This window comes from Nitrospiraceae bacterium (genome assembly GCA_019637075.1).
Lineage (GTDB): Bacteria > Nitrospirota > Nitrospiria > Nitrospirales > Nitrospiraceae > JAHBWI01.
This window is the reverse complement of the sequence record JAHBWI010000002.1, coordinates 724,125-740,109: the sequence shown is the minus strand read 5'-3', so window position 1 is coordinate 740,109 and position 15,985 is coordinate 724,125. Positions and strand designations below refer to the sequence as shown.

Annotated in this window: 13 protein-coding genes; all 13 read left to right on the top strand. The window is 62.3% G+C overall.

Going from position 1 to position 15,985, the window contains the following annotated elements; all coding sequences use genetic code 11:
* Positions 1-140 precede the first annotated feature (140 nt).
* Positions 141-1,496, top strand: a complete 1,356-nt coding sequence (locus KF814_07805) for a TolC family protein (GenBank protein MBX3236042.1) — start codon at positions 141-143, stop codon at positions 1,494-1,496.
* Positions 1,497-1,608: 112 nt separating this feature from the next.
* Positions 1,609-2,712, top strand: a complete 1,104-nt coding sequence (locus tag KF814_07800; protein MBX3236041.1) for an HlyD family secretion protein — start codon at positions 1,609-1,611, stop codon at positions 2,710-2,712.
* A gap of 61 nt (positions 2,713-2,773) precedes the next feature.
* On the top strand, positions 2,774-4,780 hold the full coding sequence (locus KF814_07795; GenBank protein ID MBX3236040.1) for an ABC transporter ATP-binding protein: 2,007 nt from the start codon (positions 2,774-2,776) through the stop codon (positions 4,778-4,780).
* A gap of 97 nt (positions 4,781-4,877) precedes the next feature.
* Positions 4,878-5,303: a DUF2231 domain-containing protein gene (locus tag KF814_07790; GenBank protein ID MBX3236039.1), complete on the top strand. Its 426-nt coding sequence runs from the start codon at positions 4,878-4,880 to the stop codon at positions 5,301-5,303.
* Between the two features lie 20 nt (positions 5,304-5,323).
* Positions 5,324-6,454 carry an ABC transporter permease gene (locus tag KF814_07785; GenBank protein MBX3236038.1) on the top strand — a complete coding sequence of 377 codons (1,131 nt, stop codon included), beginning with the start codon at positions 5,324-5,326 and terminating at the stop codon, positions 6,452-6,454.
* Positions 6,451-7,623: an ABC transporter permease gene (locus KF814_07780; protein MBX3236037.1), complete on the top strand. Its 1,173-nt coding sequence runs from the start codon at positions 6,451-6,453 to the stop codon at positions 7,621-7,623. Before KF814_07785 ends, KF814_07780 begins: the two co-directional genes overlap by 4 nt.
* Entirely contained in the window at positions 7,620-8,774 is a 1,155-nt protein-coding gene (locus KF814_07775) for a polymer-forming cytoskeletal protein (GenBank protein ID MBX3236036.1), read from the top strand. The genes KF814_07780 and KF814_07775 overlap by 4 nt, the downstream gene beginning before the upstream one ends.
* Positions 8,775-8,803: 29 nt before the next feature.
* Positions 8,804-9,922: an MlaE family lipid ABC transporter permease subunit gene (locus KF814_07770; protein ID MBX3236035.1), complete on the top strand. Its 1,119-nt coding sequence runs from the start codon at positions 8,804-8,806 to the stop codon at positions 9,920-9,922.
* A 218-nt stretch (positions 9,923-10,140) separates the two neighbouring features.
* Positions 10,141-10,935 carry an ATP-binding cassette domain-containing protein gene (locus KF814_07765; protein ID MBX3236034.1) on the top strand — a complete coding sequence of 265 codons (795 nt, stop codon included), beginning with the start codon at positions 10,141-10,143 and terminating at the stop codon, positions 10,933-10,935.
* A gap of 179 nt (positions 10,936-11,114) precedes the next feature.
* Positions 11,115-12,077 (top strand): MCE family protein, encoded by a 963-nt coding sequence (locus KF814_07760; protein MBX3236033.1) that lies wholly within the window; start codon positions 11,115-11,117, stop codon positions 12,075-12,077.
* A gap of 4 nt (positions 12,078-12,081) precedes the next feature.
* Complete coding sequence (locus KF814_07755) at positions 12,082-12,732, top strand: membrane integrity-associated transporter subunit PqiC (protein ID MBX3236032.1); 651 nt, start codon at positions 12,082-12,084, stop codon at positions 12,730-12,732.
* 1 nt (position 12,733) lies between these two features.
* Entirely contained in the window at positions 12,734-13,210 is a 477-nt protein-coding gene (locus KF814_07750) for a hypothetical protein (protein ID MBX3236031.1), read from the top strand.
* Positions 13,211-13,293: 83 nt separating this feature from the next.
* The gene (gene mgtA, locus KF814_07745) at positions 13,294-15,816 is read left to right on the top strand and encodes a magnesium-translocating P-type ATPase (GenBank protein MBX3236030.1); all 2,523 of its coding nucleotides are present in this window, start codon (positions 13,294-13,296) and stop codon (positions 15,814-15,816) included.
* The last annotated feature ends 169 nt before the right edge of the window (positions 15,817-15,985 follow it).

Sequence of the window (15,985 nt, the reverse complement as noted above, 5' to 3'; positions counted from 1 at the left end):
TCTCTGGATTGCGTCCTTCGCAGGGTTTGAAACCTTTGCGATACCACCGGGCGGGGGCGTCATCCTTGCAGTCTAAGGGGCTAGGACGAGGCTATTCGCTCGCCTTCCGGCATAGGCTGGTGTCCTGCAGGGAGGATCGCGTGACCACTTCCACTCGCTTGTTCCCGCTCATGCTGCTCATCGGACTCTTGGTACCTGCGGGGACGCCCGTATGGGCGGAGACCGCATCCCCTGCCGTACCGGAACTTCGGCTCAGTTTGCACGACGCTCTCCAAGCCGCAATCGACAACAATGTGAATGTGCGCTTGCTGCGGGAGCGGATCGCTGCCGCGCAGTCCGCGGCCAACACCAGCCTCGGCGCGATGTTACCGAACGTGTCCGGGTTTCTGAACGGCCGAAGTCAGACCGTCAACTTGGCGGCCTTTGGTTTGCCCACCGATCGGCTAGCCGGTCTCGGGCTGACCAGGCCGGTGACCGATCCGTTCGAGGTCTACGATGCGCGGGCCACGCTCGTGCAGAACATTTTCAGTCTCAGTTTGATCCAGCGATGGCGGGCGGCCAAGACCGGAATCGACGTCGCGGAACTCGAGGCGGAGGTGGCAAAGCGCGACGTGATGGCCACGGTGGGCCTGCTTTACATGGAAGCGTTGCGGGCAGACGAAGCGGTCAAGGCGCGGCAGGCCGACATCGACCTCAGCCAGCAACTGCTCAAACTGGCGCAAGACCGAAGATCGGCCGGTGTGGCCACGGGTCTCGACGTGACCAGGGAGGAAGTACAGTTGGAGAACAATCGGCAGCGGCACCTGGTTGCGCAAAACGACCAGGAGAGCGCTCGGCTGAATCTCATCCGTGCGCTGGGCATCGACTTCGATGTTCGCCTGAGCCTCACCGATGCCCTGACCTTCGTCCAGATCGCGCATGAGAAACCGGACCAGGCCTTGGCGGTTGCGCAGGAGAATCGCACCGAACTCAAGGCCCAGGCCAACCGGCAGCGGCTTGCCTCACTCTCGCTAAGCTCCGTGACCAGCGAACGGCTCCCGGCGCTGTCTCTCAGCGGCGACTATGGATGGATCGGCGTAAAACCGGACGAGGCGTTGGCGACGCGGTCGCTGGGGCTGACGCTCTCGGTGCCGATTTTCGACGGAGGGCAACGGGAAGGGCGCATCTCCGAAAACCGCAGCCGCGTGCGCCAGGAAGCGATTCGCATGAAGGATGTGTCCGATCAAGTGTCGCTAGAAGTGCGGAACGCGCTCTTGACCTTGGAATCCTCGACGCAGCAGGTCGCCGTGGCGCAGAAGGGGCTGGAACTTGCGCTGAAAGAATTGACCTTTGCCCGCGACCGTTTCGCGGCGGGACTGGCGACGAATATCGAAGTCACGAACGCGCAGACCTCGGTGGCACGGGCCAGGGACAATGTGATCGAAGCCCTGTTCCGATTCAACGCTTCGCGTATCAACCTCGCACGGGCCAAGGGGGAATTGGAAAAGTTGTTCTAGCAGAGACGTCCCTCGTGAAGCGTAGCGGGCGCGTCCAGACGAGATAGGAGATACCAAAGACGAGATAGGGGCAGGGGCCGAATGCTGGAGTGTTTCTGTGTTGGCGAATAGGATGGGATCGCGGTGGCTGGTTTGGGTGGTCGCTCTCGTGGCGCTGCTCGTCGGCGCGGCCGCCGGATTGTCACGTTTCGCTCTGAACCGCGGGTTGCCCGACGGCTTGATCCAAGCGAACGGTCGAATCGAAGGCGATCATGTCACGGTGGCCGGTAAGTTCCCCGGCCGCATTGAAGAATTGTTGGTGCGGGAAGGTGATAGCGTCGAGGCGGGACAGATCCTGATTCGTCTCGACGACGTCCAGGCGCGTGCAAGGGTCGAGCAGGCCACGCAAGCCTTCGCGTCGCTCGAGGCCAAGGTGCAGGCGGCGCATACGGAATTGTCCGTGCTGAATCTCGACGTGCCCTTGGGGATCGAAGCGGCGGATGCGCAGGTGGTGAAAGCCAAGGCCATGGTGGATCGGGCGTTGGCAGTGGAGCGGGAGGCGCGCAGCGATGCGCAGCGGTTTCGGGATTTGGCCGAGAAGGATCAGGCGTCGCGGCAGCAACGGGACCAGGCAGATCTGAAGTGGCAGGTCTCACAGCGGGAGATTACGGCGGCACGGTCCGGCTTGGAGCAGGCTCAGAAACAGGCGGCCCAAGCCGAGCTGGGATGGAAGAAGGTCAGGGCGAAGGAGGCGGAGGTCGCGGCGCTGGAGCACCAGCGGGATCAGGCGGACGCAGCGCTGGCCGAAGTCGACAGTGTCATGGCTGATCTCACGATCCGCGCCCCGACGAGCGGGACTATCACGACGCGGATGGTCAATCGGGGAGAGATCGTGTCGGCCGGTGCGCCCTTGCTGGAGCTGGTCGATCTGGACCGGCTGTACCTCCAAGTCTACGTGCCGGAAGTGCAGATTGGGAAATTGCGGCTGGGTCTGCCTGCCAAGTTGTATATCGACGCCTATCCCGATCAGGCATTCGACGCCGCCGTCCGCTACATTGCCTCCAAGGCCGAGTTTACCCCGAAGGAAGTCCAGACGCCGGACGAGCGGGTGAAATTGATCTACGCCGTGAAGCTGTACCTGCAGGGCAATCCAGACCACCGCCTGACGCCCGGTCTCCCTGCGGATGCCGTGATCCGCTGGCGCGAGGATGTGGCCTGGGTCAAGCCGAAGGCTTAGGACGTTGGATGCGAGGCGGCGGACAGAACAACTTGGACTCGAAGTCAACGGGATCTGCGACATGAATGGGAACAGGGGCCTGAGCGAGGATCAGTCTAGCGGCGGACAGAGCCTTTCCGCTTCGCAAGACATCGTGGTGCGGGTGTCGCAATTGGTGAAGCGGTACAGAAAGCAGGCTGCGGTGAGCGGCGTGGATCTCGTGGCCCGGCGCGGCGAAATGTATGGCGTCATCGGGCCGGATGGGGCGGGAAAGAGCAGCCTCATGAAAGCCATCGCCGGTGTATTGACGTATGACGCGGGGACGGTCGAAGTGTTCGGGCATCTCATAGATTCCGAGCGGGCGGCGGAGGAGGTGAAGCCGAGGATCGGGTTTCTGCCGCAGGGCCTGGGCTTGAATCTGTACCCGGACCTGTCGGTCGAAGAGAACATCGACTTCTTTGCGCAATTGAGACTCGTGTCGGCTCAGCAGTTGGCGGAGCGGAAAGCCAGGCTCCTTGCCATGACGCGGTTGGATCGCTTCCGCAGCCGGCCTATGAAGCACCTGTCCGGCGGTATGAGGCAAAAGCTCGGGCTGATCTGCACCCTCATTCATGAACCGGAGCTGGCGATCCTCGATGAGCCGACCACGGGGGTTGATCCTGTGTCGCGCCGAGAATTCTGGGCCATCTTGACCGAGTTGCTGCAGGAGAAGGGGATGACGGCGCTGGTTTCAACGGCCTACATGGATGAGGCGGCGCGGTTCCATCACCTGTCGTTCCTCTCCGACGGAAGGGAATTGGTGTCGGGGACGCCGGCGGAGGTTCAATCACTCATCCCGGGGTTGATGCTGACGTTCGAGGCGACTCCGCAATTGGAAGCTCTTGCTCGGCTGCGAACGACGTATGCGCAGGTTGAGACGTTGGGGCCCAGGCTGCATGTCTTCACGGGTGAAACAGATCCGGCCGCCGCCTTGCGCGAGCTGACCGCGGCGCTCCGCGACATCACGCCTGAGCGGATGGAGTGTGACGATCCGGACTTGGAGGATGTGTTTGTCTCGCTCCTGTTGCGGCAGGCCGAGCAGCGGCAACGTATTCCTGCGACGCCATCGGCGGCAGGGGCAGACAATCACGGACTTGCGATCGAGGCACATCAACTGGTGCGCGACTTCAACTCCTTTCGGGCCGTCGACCGCGTGAGCTTTCAGGTCAAGCAAGGTGAGATTTTCGGGTTATTGGGGGCCAACGGCGCGGGCAAGACGACGGTCATCAAAATGCTGAACGGCATCTTGCCGCCCACCGGAGGAGAGGGGCGGGTTGCGGGAGCGGATATGAAGACGGCCGGTGGCGTGATCAAGGAACGAATCGGCTACATGTCGCAGGCGTTCTCGCTCTATCTCGACTTGACGGTAGAAGAAAATATCGGCCTGTTCGCGGGCATCTACGGGCTGGACCGGCGCGAGACGAAGGAGCGGCTCGCCTGGATCGTAGCCATGGCGGGTCTGGCCGGCTACGAGAGCAGCCTGACCGGGCGCCTGCCGATGGGTGTTCGCCAACGACTCGCCCTGGGTTGTGCGTTGGTGCATCGGCCTCGGGTGCTGTTTCTGGACGAACCTACCTCCGGCGTGGATCCGATCGGACGGCGGCAGTTCTGGGACATGCTCTCCCATTTGGCTCGCCAAGAAAGAGTCGCGATCCTGATTACCACGCACTACATGAGCGAAGCGGAGCACTGCGATCGGCTCGCCCTGATGTATGCGGGCAAGATCGTGGCGGAAGGCTCGCCGCTGGCTATGAAGCAACAGGTTGAGACCGAAGCCGGTTGTCTCCTGGAAGTGGCGAGTGACCGGCCGGCTCACGCGCTGCAATTGCTGGTTCAAGCCGGTTTTCGAGGCGCCGCGCTCTTCGGGACAAAGGTGCACGTGCTGTCGCTCGATCCGGCCCGGGATGAGGGGCTGGCGCGTACGGCGCTCGCCGGCGACGGAATTCAAGTGCGAGCCCTCAGCAAGCGCCCGTTGAGCTTGGAAGACGTATTCGTCTATCGGGTGATGAAGTTGGAACGGGAGTCGAACGCGATGAGCGTTCAGCCCTGAGCGGTGAGCCCTCAGTCGGGCCAGTGTCGACAGCCGAATGCAGATGGCCGCCGGATTATTCCGGTTGATACGTGACCAGTGAGCCGAAAGGAGCACCATGCATCCCATTCATCCCATGCTCGTCCATTTTCCCATTGCTCTTTTGACGACCGGTTGGTTGTTCGATTTGCTCGCAGTCTGGCGGCAGGATGAACGGTTACGCGAGAGCGGGTGGTATTTGTCGATCACCGGACTCTTGTCGGCGGGCGCGGCCGTCGTCACCGGCCATTTTGCGGAGGAGGCGGTGGAGCATAGCGGCATTCCCAAGCCCGCGATCGAGATCCACGAGGAGCTGGCATTCGTCGCGGCCGGAATCTTTGCCGCGCTGGTCGCTTGGCGGTTCGCCATGCGGATGGGATTGATGCCGGAGAAGCGGGTTTTGGTGCTGGTCGTTGGGGCGGTCGGGTTACTCGTCCTGTTCGTTGCCAGCTACTTCGGCGGCGATCTTGTCTACCGCTACGGAGCCGGAGTGCTCCCCAAATGAATCTGCGGCGTATCGGCGCGGTGGCCTCGAAAGAGTGGCGGGAGGTCACACGCGACCGGTTGTTTCTGCTTCTGGCGTTCTTGATGCCGAGCCTATGGATGGTCGTGTTCGGGTACGGTTTGGTGTTGGACGTGGAGCAGATTCCGTTCGCGGTGCTCGATCGGGACCAGAGCCCGATGAGCCGAGACTACCTGTACCGATTCCTTGAATCCCGATACTTTTCCTTCCAAGGGCCGCTGTCCCACGAGGCCCAGAGCGACGAGTGGCTGCGAACCGGAAGGGCGCGGGCCGTGATCGTGATCCCCGAACACTTTCAAGAACGATTGCGCGCGGGACAAGCGGCGCATGTGCAGACCCTTCTCGACGGCACGTTCCCTCTCCGCGCGGATATTACAAAGGGCTACGTCATCGCCGTCAACAGCGCGTTCAACACGGACCTGCTCGTGGAGTCTGTGGCCCGGGTGCGAGGCCTTGCGCGCCCGGATGCTCAACGGCTGCTTCAGCCGATTCGGTTGGAGGTACGATATCTGTACAACGAAGAAGTGCGCAGCACCTGGTCGACCGTGCCAGCCCTGGTCATGCTTTCCCTCATGGTAGCCTCGCCGTTACTCACCGCCCTCGGCGTAGTCCGCGAGAAGGAAACGGGTTCCATCTATAACATTTATTGCGCCACCGTGAGCCGGCTGGAATTTCTGGCCGGGAAGCTGTTGCCGTATGTGGGCATGTCCTCGATCAACGTCGTGCTGTTATGGCTCATCGCAGTGTGGCTGTTCGCGGTGCCGTTCAAGGGGAGCCTCGCGTTGTTTCTGGTGAGCGCGCTCCTGTTCGTTTTGACGAGTACGGGCATCGGCCTCGTGGTGTCCCTGCTGGTTAGTACGCAGCAGGCGGCCTTGATCATCACGGTGGTCGTGAGCACGGTTCCGACGATTCTGTTTTCCGGGCTCATGGTGCCGGTGTCGTCGCTGAGCCCGGCCGCTCAAGCGCAGGCGCATGTGTTCCCCGGCATGTACTTCACCAATATCGTGCGGGGGACGTTCCTAAAGAACGTCGGTCTCGCGGTTCTCTGGGCGGACATGCTGGCCCTGTTGATCTATGCAGGGGCGCTGGGACTGCTCGGATATCGCCTGTTCAGCAAGAGGCCTCGCCAATGACGACGAACGATGTTCGAACTGCGACGCGCACGACGCGCTGGTGGCGCAGGTTGCTGGTCATGACGCGGAAAGAGTTGCTGCAGTTGTTCCGCGACCTTCCGCTCATGGGGTTTCTCGTCTATTCCTTCACGGTCTCCGTGTACATCACCGGCACCGGCTTGCAGACGCAATTGCGGAACGCCGGCCTGCTGATTCACGACTCGGATCGAAGCCTATCGTCCCGCGAGCTGGTCGGTCGGTTTCATGCCCCGTATTTTCGATTCGACGGCGAACTGACCCGGGAGGCGGAAGCCTTCGAACGGTTGGATGGGGGCTGGTCTATGCTGGTGTTGGAGATTCCTCCCCGTTTTCATGAGGCGCTGGCCGCGGGGGAATCGGCTTCCCTGCAAGTGCTGGTGGACACCACGAACGCGCCGCAGGGACTTTCAGCGGCCGGCTATGCCTCGCGTATCGTCGGACAGTTTGCGCAGGAGGCGGCCTCGAAGCGAATCGGATTGGGGGATGGAACTGCGGCCGCCGGCCCGATGGTCGTGAGCGACCACCGGGTCTGGTACAACCAGGATCAGAATGAGACCTGGTTCGAATCCATTTCCCATCTGTTGCGCATGATCACGATCTTTGCCATGCTGCTCCCGGCGGCGGCGCTCGTGCGGGAAAAAGAACGAGGCACGGTCGAACAATTGCTGGTGTCGCCGCTGACACCGTTTCAGATCATGTTTCCCAAAGTGGTGGCCATGACATTGGTGATCCTTGTTGCGACGGCGGTTGCGTTGTTCGGCGTCATGCAACCGATTTTCGGGGTCCCGATTCGAGGGAGCAGTCCGTTGTTGTTCGCCCTGACGGCCCTGTTCGTCGTGGCGACGGCAGGAATGGGAATCTTTGCCGCTACCCTGGCAAGGAATCAGGCTCAGGTGGGGATGTTGACCTTGCTCGTGGTTGCGCCCATGCTGCTGTTGTCCGGGATCCTGACGCCGCTTGAATCCATGCCGGCATGGGTCGGCAGACTGATGATGTTGTCGCCCCTGCGGTACTTTGTTGAAATCGCCCACGGCATCCTGCTCAAGGGGACCGGACTGGAGGTTCTGTGGCGTCAAGTGTTGGCGTTGACCGTCCTCGGCGGCGCGCTCTTTGGGTTCGGCCTTTGGCGATTCAGGAGGCAATTCCAATGAACCTGGCCGTCTTGAGCATCGTGCTGCTGTTGAGCCTGGCGGACCCTTTGTCGGCGGAAGAGGCATCCGAGCGCTCGATTCTCGTCGGGCGATCCCGATTGGCCGCCGGCCAAGTCGTGCAGGGAGACTATATCGCTTTTGGACCGCAGGTGCGTATCTCGGGGACTGTGAACGGCGATCTGTACGCGGCCGGCGGCGAGGTGGTGGTGGATGGGACGATCAACGGTGATGTGATCGCGTCCGGAGGGGCGGTCACGCTCACCGGGGCCATAGCCCAGGACGCGAGGGTGATCGGCGGGCAGGTTACGATCGGCGGCACGGTCGGGAGAAATCTCGCGGTGGCCGGCGGGGATATCCGGCTGGCGGAGTCTTCCCGGGTGCACGACAATTTCGTTGCGGCTGGTGGAGAAGTCGAACTGGCCGGGCATGTTGGTCGCGACGCAAAGGTGGCGGCAGGGATGCTGACGATCGCAAACGGAATCGAGCACGATGCGGTCGTCGCGGCGGCATCCATCCGTCTCACCCAGAAAGCGGCTGTGGCAGGCAAGCTGCGTTATTGGAGCGAATCGGCGCCGGCCATGGATGAAGGCGCCACGGTGCGGGGCGGGCTCGTGCGGCGACCGCTTCCGGAGTGGTGGAACGGCGAGTATGTTCGCCATGGTCTGGCCGGGATCCGGTTTGCATGCGTCGGCATAAGTTTCGTATCCACGCTGATCCTGGGGTTGTTGCTGATCCGTCTGTATCCTCGATTCACCGGACTCGTCTCCGTTACGATTTCGAGCAGGCCGCTGGCGTCGGCGGGATGGGGCATCGGGGCCATGGTCGGACTCCCGATCTTGGCGGTCCTTTGCATGGTGACCCTGCTCGGAATGCCCTTGGGTCTCGTCCTGTTCGCTCTGTATATGGTCGCCCTGTATCTGGCCCGCATTTATGTCATGACCTGGTTCGGACAGCTGCTCTTGCGTCGGCCATCCGATGACCCTTCCCTGGCCGCGCCGTTTGTATTGGGGCTGCTGCTGTATTCCGTCTTGTCGCTCGTACCCTATCTGGGCGGTGTGTTGACGATCGGGGCCGTAGTGATCGGCCTCGGTTCGCTGCTCATGACGAAAAGCGAATGGGTGTCGTCGTTGCGGGCGCGCGGTGAGGTTTGAGGGTGACGAGCAGGGGGCACTCTTTGCGAATCAAGCCGGCCGGCGGGGCGCATGTCACCTTGACCGGTGATGGAACCGTCGTCTGCGCAGGGCCGTGGACGTTGCCGTACTTGGCGAACCTCGAGCAGTTTCTCAGCGCGCTGGCGTGGCCTTCGGGAAGATCCCTGCGTTGTGATGCCAGCGGCATCACGGCGTTCGATACGGGAGGGGCCGTGGTGTTGCAGCGCACGCTGGCAGCCTGTCGACAGCGCGGCTGTGCCGTGGCGCTGGAAGGCATGAAGCCGGAACATGCGCAGCTGTTCGACATCGTCGTATCGAATTGGTCGCCATCCGGAGGCGGTGCCCTCTCGCGGCCCAGATTCGTGGTACGCCTGGACCGGTTTCTCGAAAACCGCCGGCTGCATGCTCTTCGAGCATTGGGATTTCTCGGTGAAGCGGTCGTCACGTTCGTCCGTATGGTGGCGTCCCCGAGGCGGATCAGATGGCATGCGATCCTCAATTGTCTCAAGACCGACGGGGTGCAGGCGCTCCCCATCACTGGCCTCCTGACCTTCCTGGTCGGCGTGGTCATCGCCTACCAGGGGGCCGAACAGTTGAGAAAATTCGGCACCAATATTTTCATCGTCGACCTGGTCGGCATCTCCTTGCTGCGGGAGATTGCGCCCCTGATCGTGGCGATCCTGATCGCCGGGCGATCCGGCTCCGCCTATGCGGCACAGATTGGAACCATGAAAGTGACCGAAGAACTCGATGCGGTCAAAACTCTGGGGTTGTCGCCGGTGAATCTCCTGGTGCTGCCCCGCGCGATCGCGTTGGTGGTGGCCCTCCCGTTGCTGACGGTCTACGCCGACGTGCTGGGGTCGTTCGGCGGCATGATCATCGCGCTGTCGCAACTCAAGGTCAGTTTTGCCGAGTTCGTCCGGCGCTTCGAGGAGGCGGTGGCACTGCGGCATTTTCTGATCGGACTGGCCAAGGCGCCGTTCTTCGCCGTGATCATCGCGCTGGTGGGCTGCTACCAAGGGTTTCAGATCCGCGGCGGGGTCGATGATGTCGGTCGCCATACCACGATCAGCGTCGTGCAGAGCATTTTCCTGGTGATCATTTTCGATGCGATCTGCAGCATTCTTCTGAACTGGTGGGACCTGTAACCCGGACCACTCATGAATACCGACTTCGTCGCCCGGTACTCTCGTCCGGCGGGGCTTTTCTCGTTCGCCCTCCTCAACGGACTTGGCGCGCGCCTGCGTCGGGCTCGCTTGCGGGAAGCCCCGGGGGACTTCGGTCTCGGACGCCTCGCTACGGCATTCATGAGTAATCCCGGCTACTGACGGCAAATCTGGGAATAAGCCTGGTTTGCGGAGGCGATGTGCAGGGGAACGATGTTCCAATCATCGAGGTCGACCATGTGTCGACGAAGTTCGGCTCGTCGGTGGTGCACAGCGACGTAAGTCTTTCCATCCGACGCGGGGAGGTGTTTGCGATCGCGGGTGGAAACGGTTGCGGAAAGTCGACCCTGTTGCGGGAGATCATCGGGTTGTTGGCGCCGACGGCCGGTTCGGTGCGCTTGTTCGGCATCGACAGTCAGCGGCTGGAGGAGGCGGACGGGCTGGAGTTGCATCGACGGTTCGGGGTCATGTTTCAGCACGGGGCGCTGTTTAGTTCGCTGACCTTGGCCGACAATGTGGCGGTGCCGCTGCGGGAGCACACCAGACTGGGGCCCGACGTGGTGCGCGAGATTGTGGCGATCAAGCTGGCATTGGTCGGCTTGCCGCCGGAGAGCGCAGGAAAGTTTCCGAACGAGCTGAGCGGCGGCATGAGGCGGAGAGCGGCTTTGGCTCGCGCGATCGTAATGGATCCCGAATTGCTGTTTCTCGATGAGCCCACGGCCGGGCTGGATCCCATGATCGCGGCCGGCTTCGATGAACTGGTGTTGCGACTCAAAGAATTGTTCGGGTTGACCGTCGTGATGGTGACGCACGATTTGGACACGTTGTGGCGCATCGCCAATCGCGTGGCGATTCTTGGAGAGGGGCAGGTGCTGGGCCTTGGCACGATGCCGGAGCTGATGGTCTCCCACCAACCGTTGGTTCGGGAATATCTGCAGGGACCGCGCGGCCGGGCCGCGATGGAGCAAATGGGGATGAAAGACGCGAGACGGTAGACGTCGGACGAAAGCCCCTAGGTGCGAGGTCGGAGCACACCGCAATTGATGTTTTATTCGATGTCTTGCGTCTACCGTCTCATGTCCAATCCCTCGAGACCAGAGGGACGAGGGAAGCTCGCGGCAGTATAAGGGTGGATAGGGTTGGTGTTGTCGGTCATACGCTCTGAGACTGAAAGATGGAGCCCAAAGTCAATTACGTGCTTGTCGGCGGATTTGTGGCGTTCTTCGGCGCCCTGCTGATCGGTGTCGTCCTCTGGTTGGGGAAGACCGACTATCGGGGGTCGTATGATCGCTATCATGCCCTGATGCGTGAGTCCGTGGCCGGGCTGAGCGTGGATTCCACCGTGAAGTATCGCGGGGTGGATGTCGGGCGCGTCAAAGAGATCGCATTGAATCCCGAGACGCCGGAAGAAGTACGGCTGACACTCGACATCCTGCATGGGACTCCGATCAAGACCGACACCATCGCCGTGCTGGAGACCCAGGGGCTGACGGGGCTTGCGACGTTGAACCTCACGGGCGGCAGCCGTGAGGCCCCGGCCTTGGAGCTTCAAGCCGGTCAGGAATATCCCGTGATCAAGACCGGCCCGTCGTTGTTCTTTCGTCTGGATATGGCCCTGTCGAAGTTGCTCTCCGACCAAGACGTATCCAACCTGATGCATAACCTGACGATGTTGGCCGAGCAAGCGACCGGTCTGGTCGGCGAAGAGAATCGCGTGGCCCTGCGGCAGATCCTCAACGACTTGGCCACGGTGACCCACGCTTTGGCCGCTCACAGCGATCAAGTCGACCAGGGCATCCTGAGGGCCTCGCAGTCCGCCGGCAATCTTGCGAAGCTGACGGAGAGTCTGAACCGGCAGGTGCCGGCGCTCCTCGAACGGCTAACCAAGAGCGCGGGATCGTTGCAGCTCATGACGGATGAGTTGGCGCGAACGAGCAAGGCCGTCGGCGGCGTGGTGCAAGGCAGCCGCCCGGAGATCGAGCAGTTCACACGGCAGACACTTGCGGAGACCGGCCAATTGGTCGCCGAGATGCGCCAGCTCACCGCAACCTTGCAGCAGGTCGCGCGGCAGCTCGAACAGGAGCCGAGTTCGCTGGTGCTGGGCAGGAGGGCCGGACCGCGCGGTCCGGGGGAGTGACGTGATGCCGGGGACGACGACGCGATTGTGCGACTCGCTGCTCGCTGCGGGATTGCTGCTGCTGACCGGGTGCCTGTCGGTGCCGCGCGAGGAGCCGGCGGCGATCCACACCTTTGTCTTGAGTCCGGATCCGGCCGAACAGCGGGCCGCAGTGGAGTCTCATGGAGCAGGCGCTCCGGTATTGTTGCTGAACCTTCCTCTGGCAAGACCGGGGTTCGACAGTGCGCGCATGGCCTACGTCAAACGTCCGCACGAACTGGCCTACTATGCCACGCACCAATGGGCCGATGCGCCGGCCAGGATGTTGCGATCGCTCTTGCTGCTGCAACTGGAGCGGGGAGCTGCGTGGCAGGCGGTCGTGGCTCTGCCCAGTGCGGTCAGGGGGGACTACCGGCTGGATGTGGATCAAGTTGAGCTGGTACAGGAATTTCTTCAACAGCCGAGCCGCGTCCGACTCTCGTTGCGCGCGCAACTGCTGAAGCTGCCCGATTACCACATCGTCGGCACCAGAGAGTTTGAGGCAGCGGAGCCGGCTTCGTCGGAGGATGCGTATGGCGGCGTCATGGCGGCCAATCGGGCGGTCGCCCGGCTCCTGACCGATCTTCAAGGGTGGCTGACCGGTTGTACGAACGGCGCAACGCGATCCTCCTGCTGATATGAGGCAATCCTTCAAAACGGGTTTGAGTTTCGGGTTGGCTTCTGGCGTGATTACGACGTTGGGCCTGATGGTCGGACTGCATGCAGGAACCCATTCCAAATCCGCCGTCGTCGGAGGCATCGTTACCATTGCGATCGCCGATGCGCTTTCCGATGCGCTGGGGATTCACATTGCCGAAGAGTCCAAGAACAACGGCCGGGAGGTGGAGATTTGGGAGGCCACGGTCGCCACCTTCGTCGCCAAGCTGGTCGTGGCCGGCACATTTGCCGTCCCGGTGCTGTACCTCCCGTTGGATCAAGCCGTGACGATCAGCGTCGCGTGGGGACTCTTGTTGTTGACGCTGCTGAGTTTCGTGTTGGCACGGGCGCAGAGGATTGCGCCATGGAGGGTCATCGGCGAGCACCTTCTGATCGGCTTCGTCGTCGTGGCGGTCACCCACGTGCTGGGGGATTGGATCAGGAACGTGCTGCGGTAAAGGGAGCATTGTCGATGGCGGAAGCCGAACCAGCGAAGATCGCGATGCCGTCGGACCAGCCTCGTTCGGCGGAACCGGATTCGATGGATGGCGGTGATCCGGCCTTCTGGGCGCGCGAACCAGGGGCGCTCTTTCAGCAACTACAGACCGGGCCTCAGGGATTGTCTCACAGCGAGGCTGAAGCCCGCCGTCGAGCCTCGGCCACGACGGCGCTCAAGCCGGCCGCGAGCGCGTCCGATCTTTCTCTTCTCTTCCGCCAATTCAACAGCCCGATCATCCTCATTCTTCTCGCCGCGGCTTGCGTAGCCTGGTTCCTGGAGGATCGCACCGATACGGCCATCATCCTGTCCATTGTGTTGGTCAGCGGGCTGCTCGGGTTCTGGCAGGAACGCGGGGCTTCCCGATCGGTCGAGCGGCTGCTGGCCATGGTGCAAGTCAAGTCGGACGTGTTGCGCGACGGTCGGCAAACGGCCGTTCCGGTCCAAGACATCGTGCCGGGCGACATCGTCTTCCTCCGGGCCGGCGATACGGTTCCCGGCGACAGCCTCCTGCTCGAATCCAAGTCGCTGTTTCTCGACGAAGCGGCCCTGACGGGCGAAACCTATCCGGTGGAAAAGTTTCCTGGGGTGCTCACCACGGAGCAGCCATTGGCCAAGCGGACGAACAGCCTGTTCCTCGGCACCCATGTGGTGAGCGGAACCGGCACGGCAGTGGTTGCGGCGATCGGGACGGATACCGAGTTCGGTCGGATCTCGCAGCACCTGAAGCTGCGGCCTCCCGAAACTGAGTTCGAGCGGGGCGTCCGGCGGTTCGGGTACCTGCTCATGGAGGTGACGCTGGGCCTCGTCGCGGCCATATTCGCGATCAACATGTTCTTCGCGAGGCCGGTGTTGGAATCGTTCTTGTTCTCGCTGGCCCTGGCGGTGGGGCTGACGCCGCAGCTTCTGCCCGCGATCATCAGCATCAACCTCGCGCAGGGTGCGCGCCGGATGGCGCGGCAAAAAGTCATCGTGAAGCGGCTGGCGGCGATCGAAAACTTCGGCAGCATGACGGTGTTCTGCTCGGACAAGACGGGAACCCTGACCCTCGGACAGGTGCGGCTTCAGGATGCGGTGGACCTCGAGGGGCGGACCAGCGAGGCGGTGCTGTTTCACGCCTACTTGAACGCCAGTTTCGAGGGGAGTTTTCTGAATCCTATCGACGAGGCGATTCGCTCCCATCGACGGTTTGACGTCGCGGGCTACCGCAAGTTGGACGAGGAGCCCTACGACTTCGTACGGAAGCGGCTGTCGATTTTGGTCGCTACCCCCGACGGACATCTCATGGTGACGAAGGGGGCGTGGCACAACGTACTGGATGTCTGCGACCGCGCGGAGGCGGCGAGTGGAGCCGTGATGCTGACCGAGGCCATGCGCCTGTCGATCGAGCGGCAGGTACGCCGACACAGTGAGGGTGGGCTGCGGGTGCTGGCGGTGGCCCGTCGGCAGTTCGAGTCTCAAGCGCGATTGACGGCCGCCGACGAAGCCGGCATGACGTTCATGGGGCTGCTGCTGTTCACCGATCCTCCCAAACCGGGCATCGCCGCCACGGTTGCCGAGCTTCGGGAACTTGGGGTGGCTCTCAAGATCCTCACCGGCGACAATGCGCACGTCGCCGCGCATGTGGCGCAAGAGATCGGTCTGCCTGCCCTGCGCATGCTAACCGGGGCGGAACTGCGTCGGATGAGCGACGAGGCACTGGTCTCGCGGGTGACTGAGGTCGAGTTGTTCACCGAAGTGGAGCCGAATCAGAAGGAACGGATCATTCTCGCGTTGAAGAAGGCCGGCCATGTCGTCGGGTACGGGGGAGACGGAATCAACGACGCGTCCGCGCTGCATGCGGCGGATGTCGGGGTGTCGGTCGAGGGGGCGGTGGACGTGGCGAAGGAAGCGGCGGACATCGTGCTGCTCGAAAAGAACCTGGGCATCCTGGCGCAAGGCATCCGCGAAGGCCGCACTACGTTTGCAAACACGCTGAAATATGTCTTCATGGCCACGAGCGCCAACTTCGGCAACATGTTCAGCATGGCCGGGGCATCGACCTTTCTACCGTTCCTTCCCCTGTTGCCGAAGCAAATCTTGCTGACCAATCTTCTGACCGACATTCCGGAAATGACGATCGCGACCGATCGCGTCGATCGGGAGCTGATCGACCGCCCGAGGCGGTGGGACATCGCGTTCATCCGGAAGTTCATGATGACGTTCGGGTTGATCAGCTCATGCTTTGACTTTCTCACCTTCGGGGTGTTGCTCTGGGGCTTGAACGCCGGCGTGGAGGAGTTCCGCACCGGGTGGTTCGTGGAGTCGGTGGTGTCGGCGTCGGTGATCGTGCTCGTGATTCGGAGTCGAAGGCCGCTTGTCCGCAGCCGGCCCTCGCGTCCCCTGTTGCTCTCGACCGCGTTGGTCGCGGCGGTGACGATCCTCTTGCCGCTCACGCCCTTGCGGGGCATGATGGGGCTGACCCCGTTACCGCCGGTGTTCTGGGGAGCCCTCGCGATCATTGTCTTGCTCTATGCCTGCGCGGCGGAACTAGCCAAGCGGGCCTTCTACCGGTCGATTCGGCTCTAATTGGCTGCTCGGCCTTCCGCCCCTGCAGCCCTTTGCGACAGGGCGATCGGCGAGGGGTGGCGCGAAATACCCCACCGTTGTGAACGTCGGATGGAAACACGCTGAAATGTCCACCATTTTTCGCGTGGGCTCTGGCACCGAGGCTGCTATCAGAAGTTCTCGAATGACA

What these genes read in the sequence shown, in the direction of transcription:
- KF814_07800 (MBX3236041.1), top strand. Translation starts at nt 1,609, where the DNA reads ATGGGATCGCGGTGGCTGGTTTGGGTGGTCGCTCTCGTGGCGCTGCTC.
- KF814_07795 (MBX3236040.1), top strand. Translation starts at nt 2,774, where the DNA reads ATGAATGGGAACAGGGGCCTGAGCGAGGATCAGTCTAGCGGCGGACAG.
- KF814_07790 (MBX3236039.1), top strand. Translation starts at nt 4,878, where the DNA reads ATGCATCCCATTCATCCCATGCTCGTCCATTTTCCCATTGCTCTTTTG.
- KF814_07780 (MBX3236037.1), top strand. Translation starts at nt 6,451, where the DNA reads ATGACGACGAACGATGTTCGAACTGCGACGCGCACGACGCGCTGGTGG.
- KF814_07775 (MBX3236036.1), top strand. Translation starts at nt 7,620, where the DNA reads ATGAACCTGGCCGTCTTGAGCATCGTGCTGCTGTTGAGCCTGGCGGAC.
- KF814_07760 (MBX3236033.1), top strand. Translation starts at nt 11,115, where the DNA reads ATGGAGCCCAAAGTCAATTACGTGCTTGTCGGCGGATTTGTGGCGTTC.
- KF814_07755 (MBX3236032.1), top strand. Translation starts at nt 12,082, where the DNA reads ATGCCGGGGACGACGACGCGATTGTGCGACTCGCTGCTCGCTGCGGGA.
- KF814_07750 (MBX3236031.1), top strand. Translation starts at nt 12,734, where the DNA reads ATGAGGCAATCCTTCAAAACGGGTTTGAGTTTCGGGTTGGCTTCTGGC.
- mgtA (MBX3236030.1), top strand. Translation starts at nt 13,294, where the DNA reads ATGGATGGCGGTGATCCGGCCTTCTGGGCGCGCGAACCAGGGGCGCTC.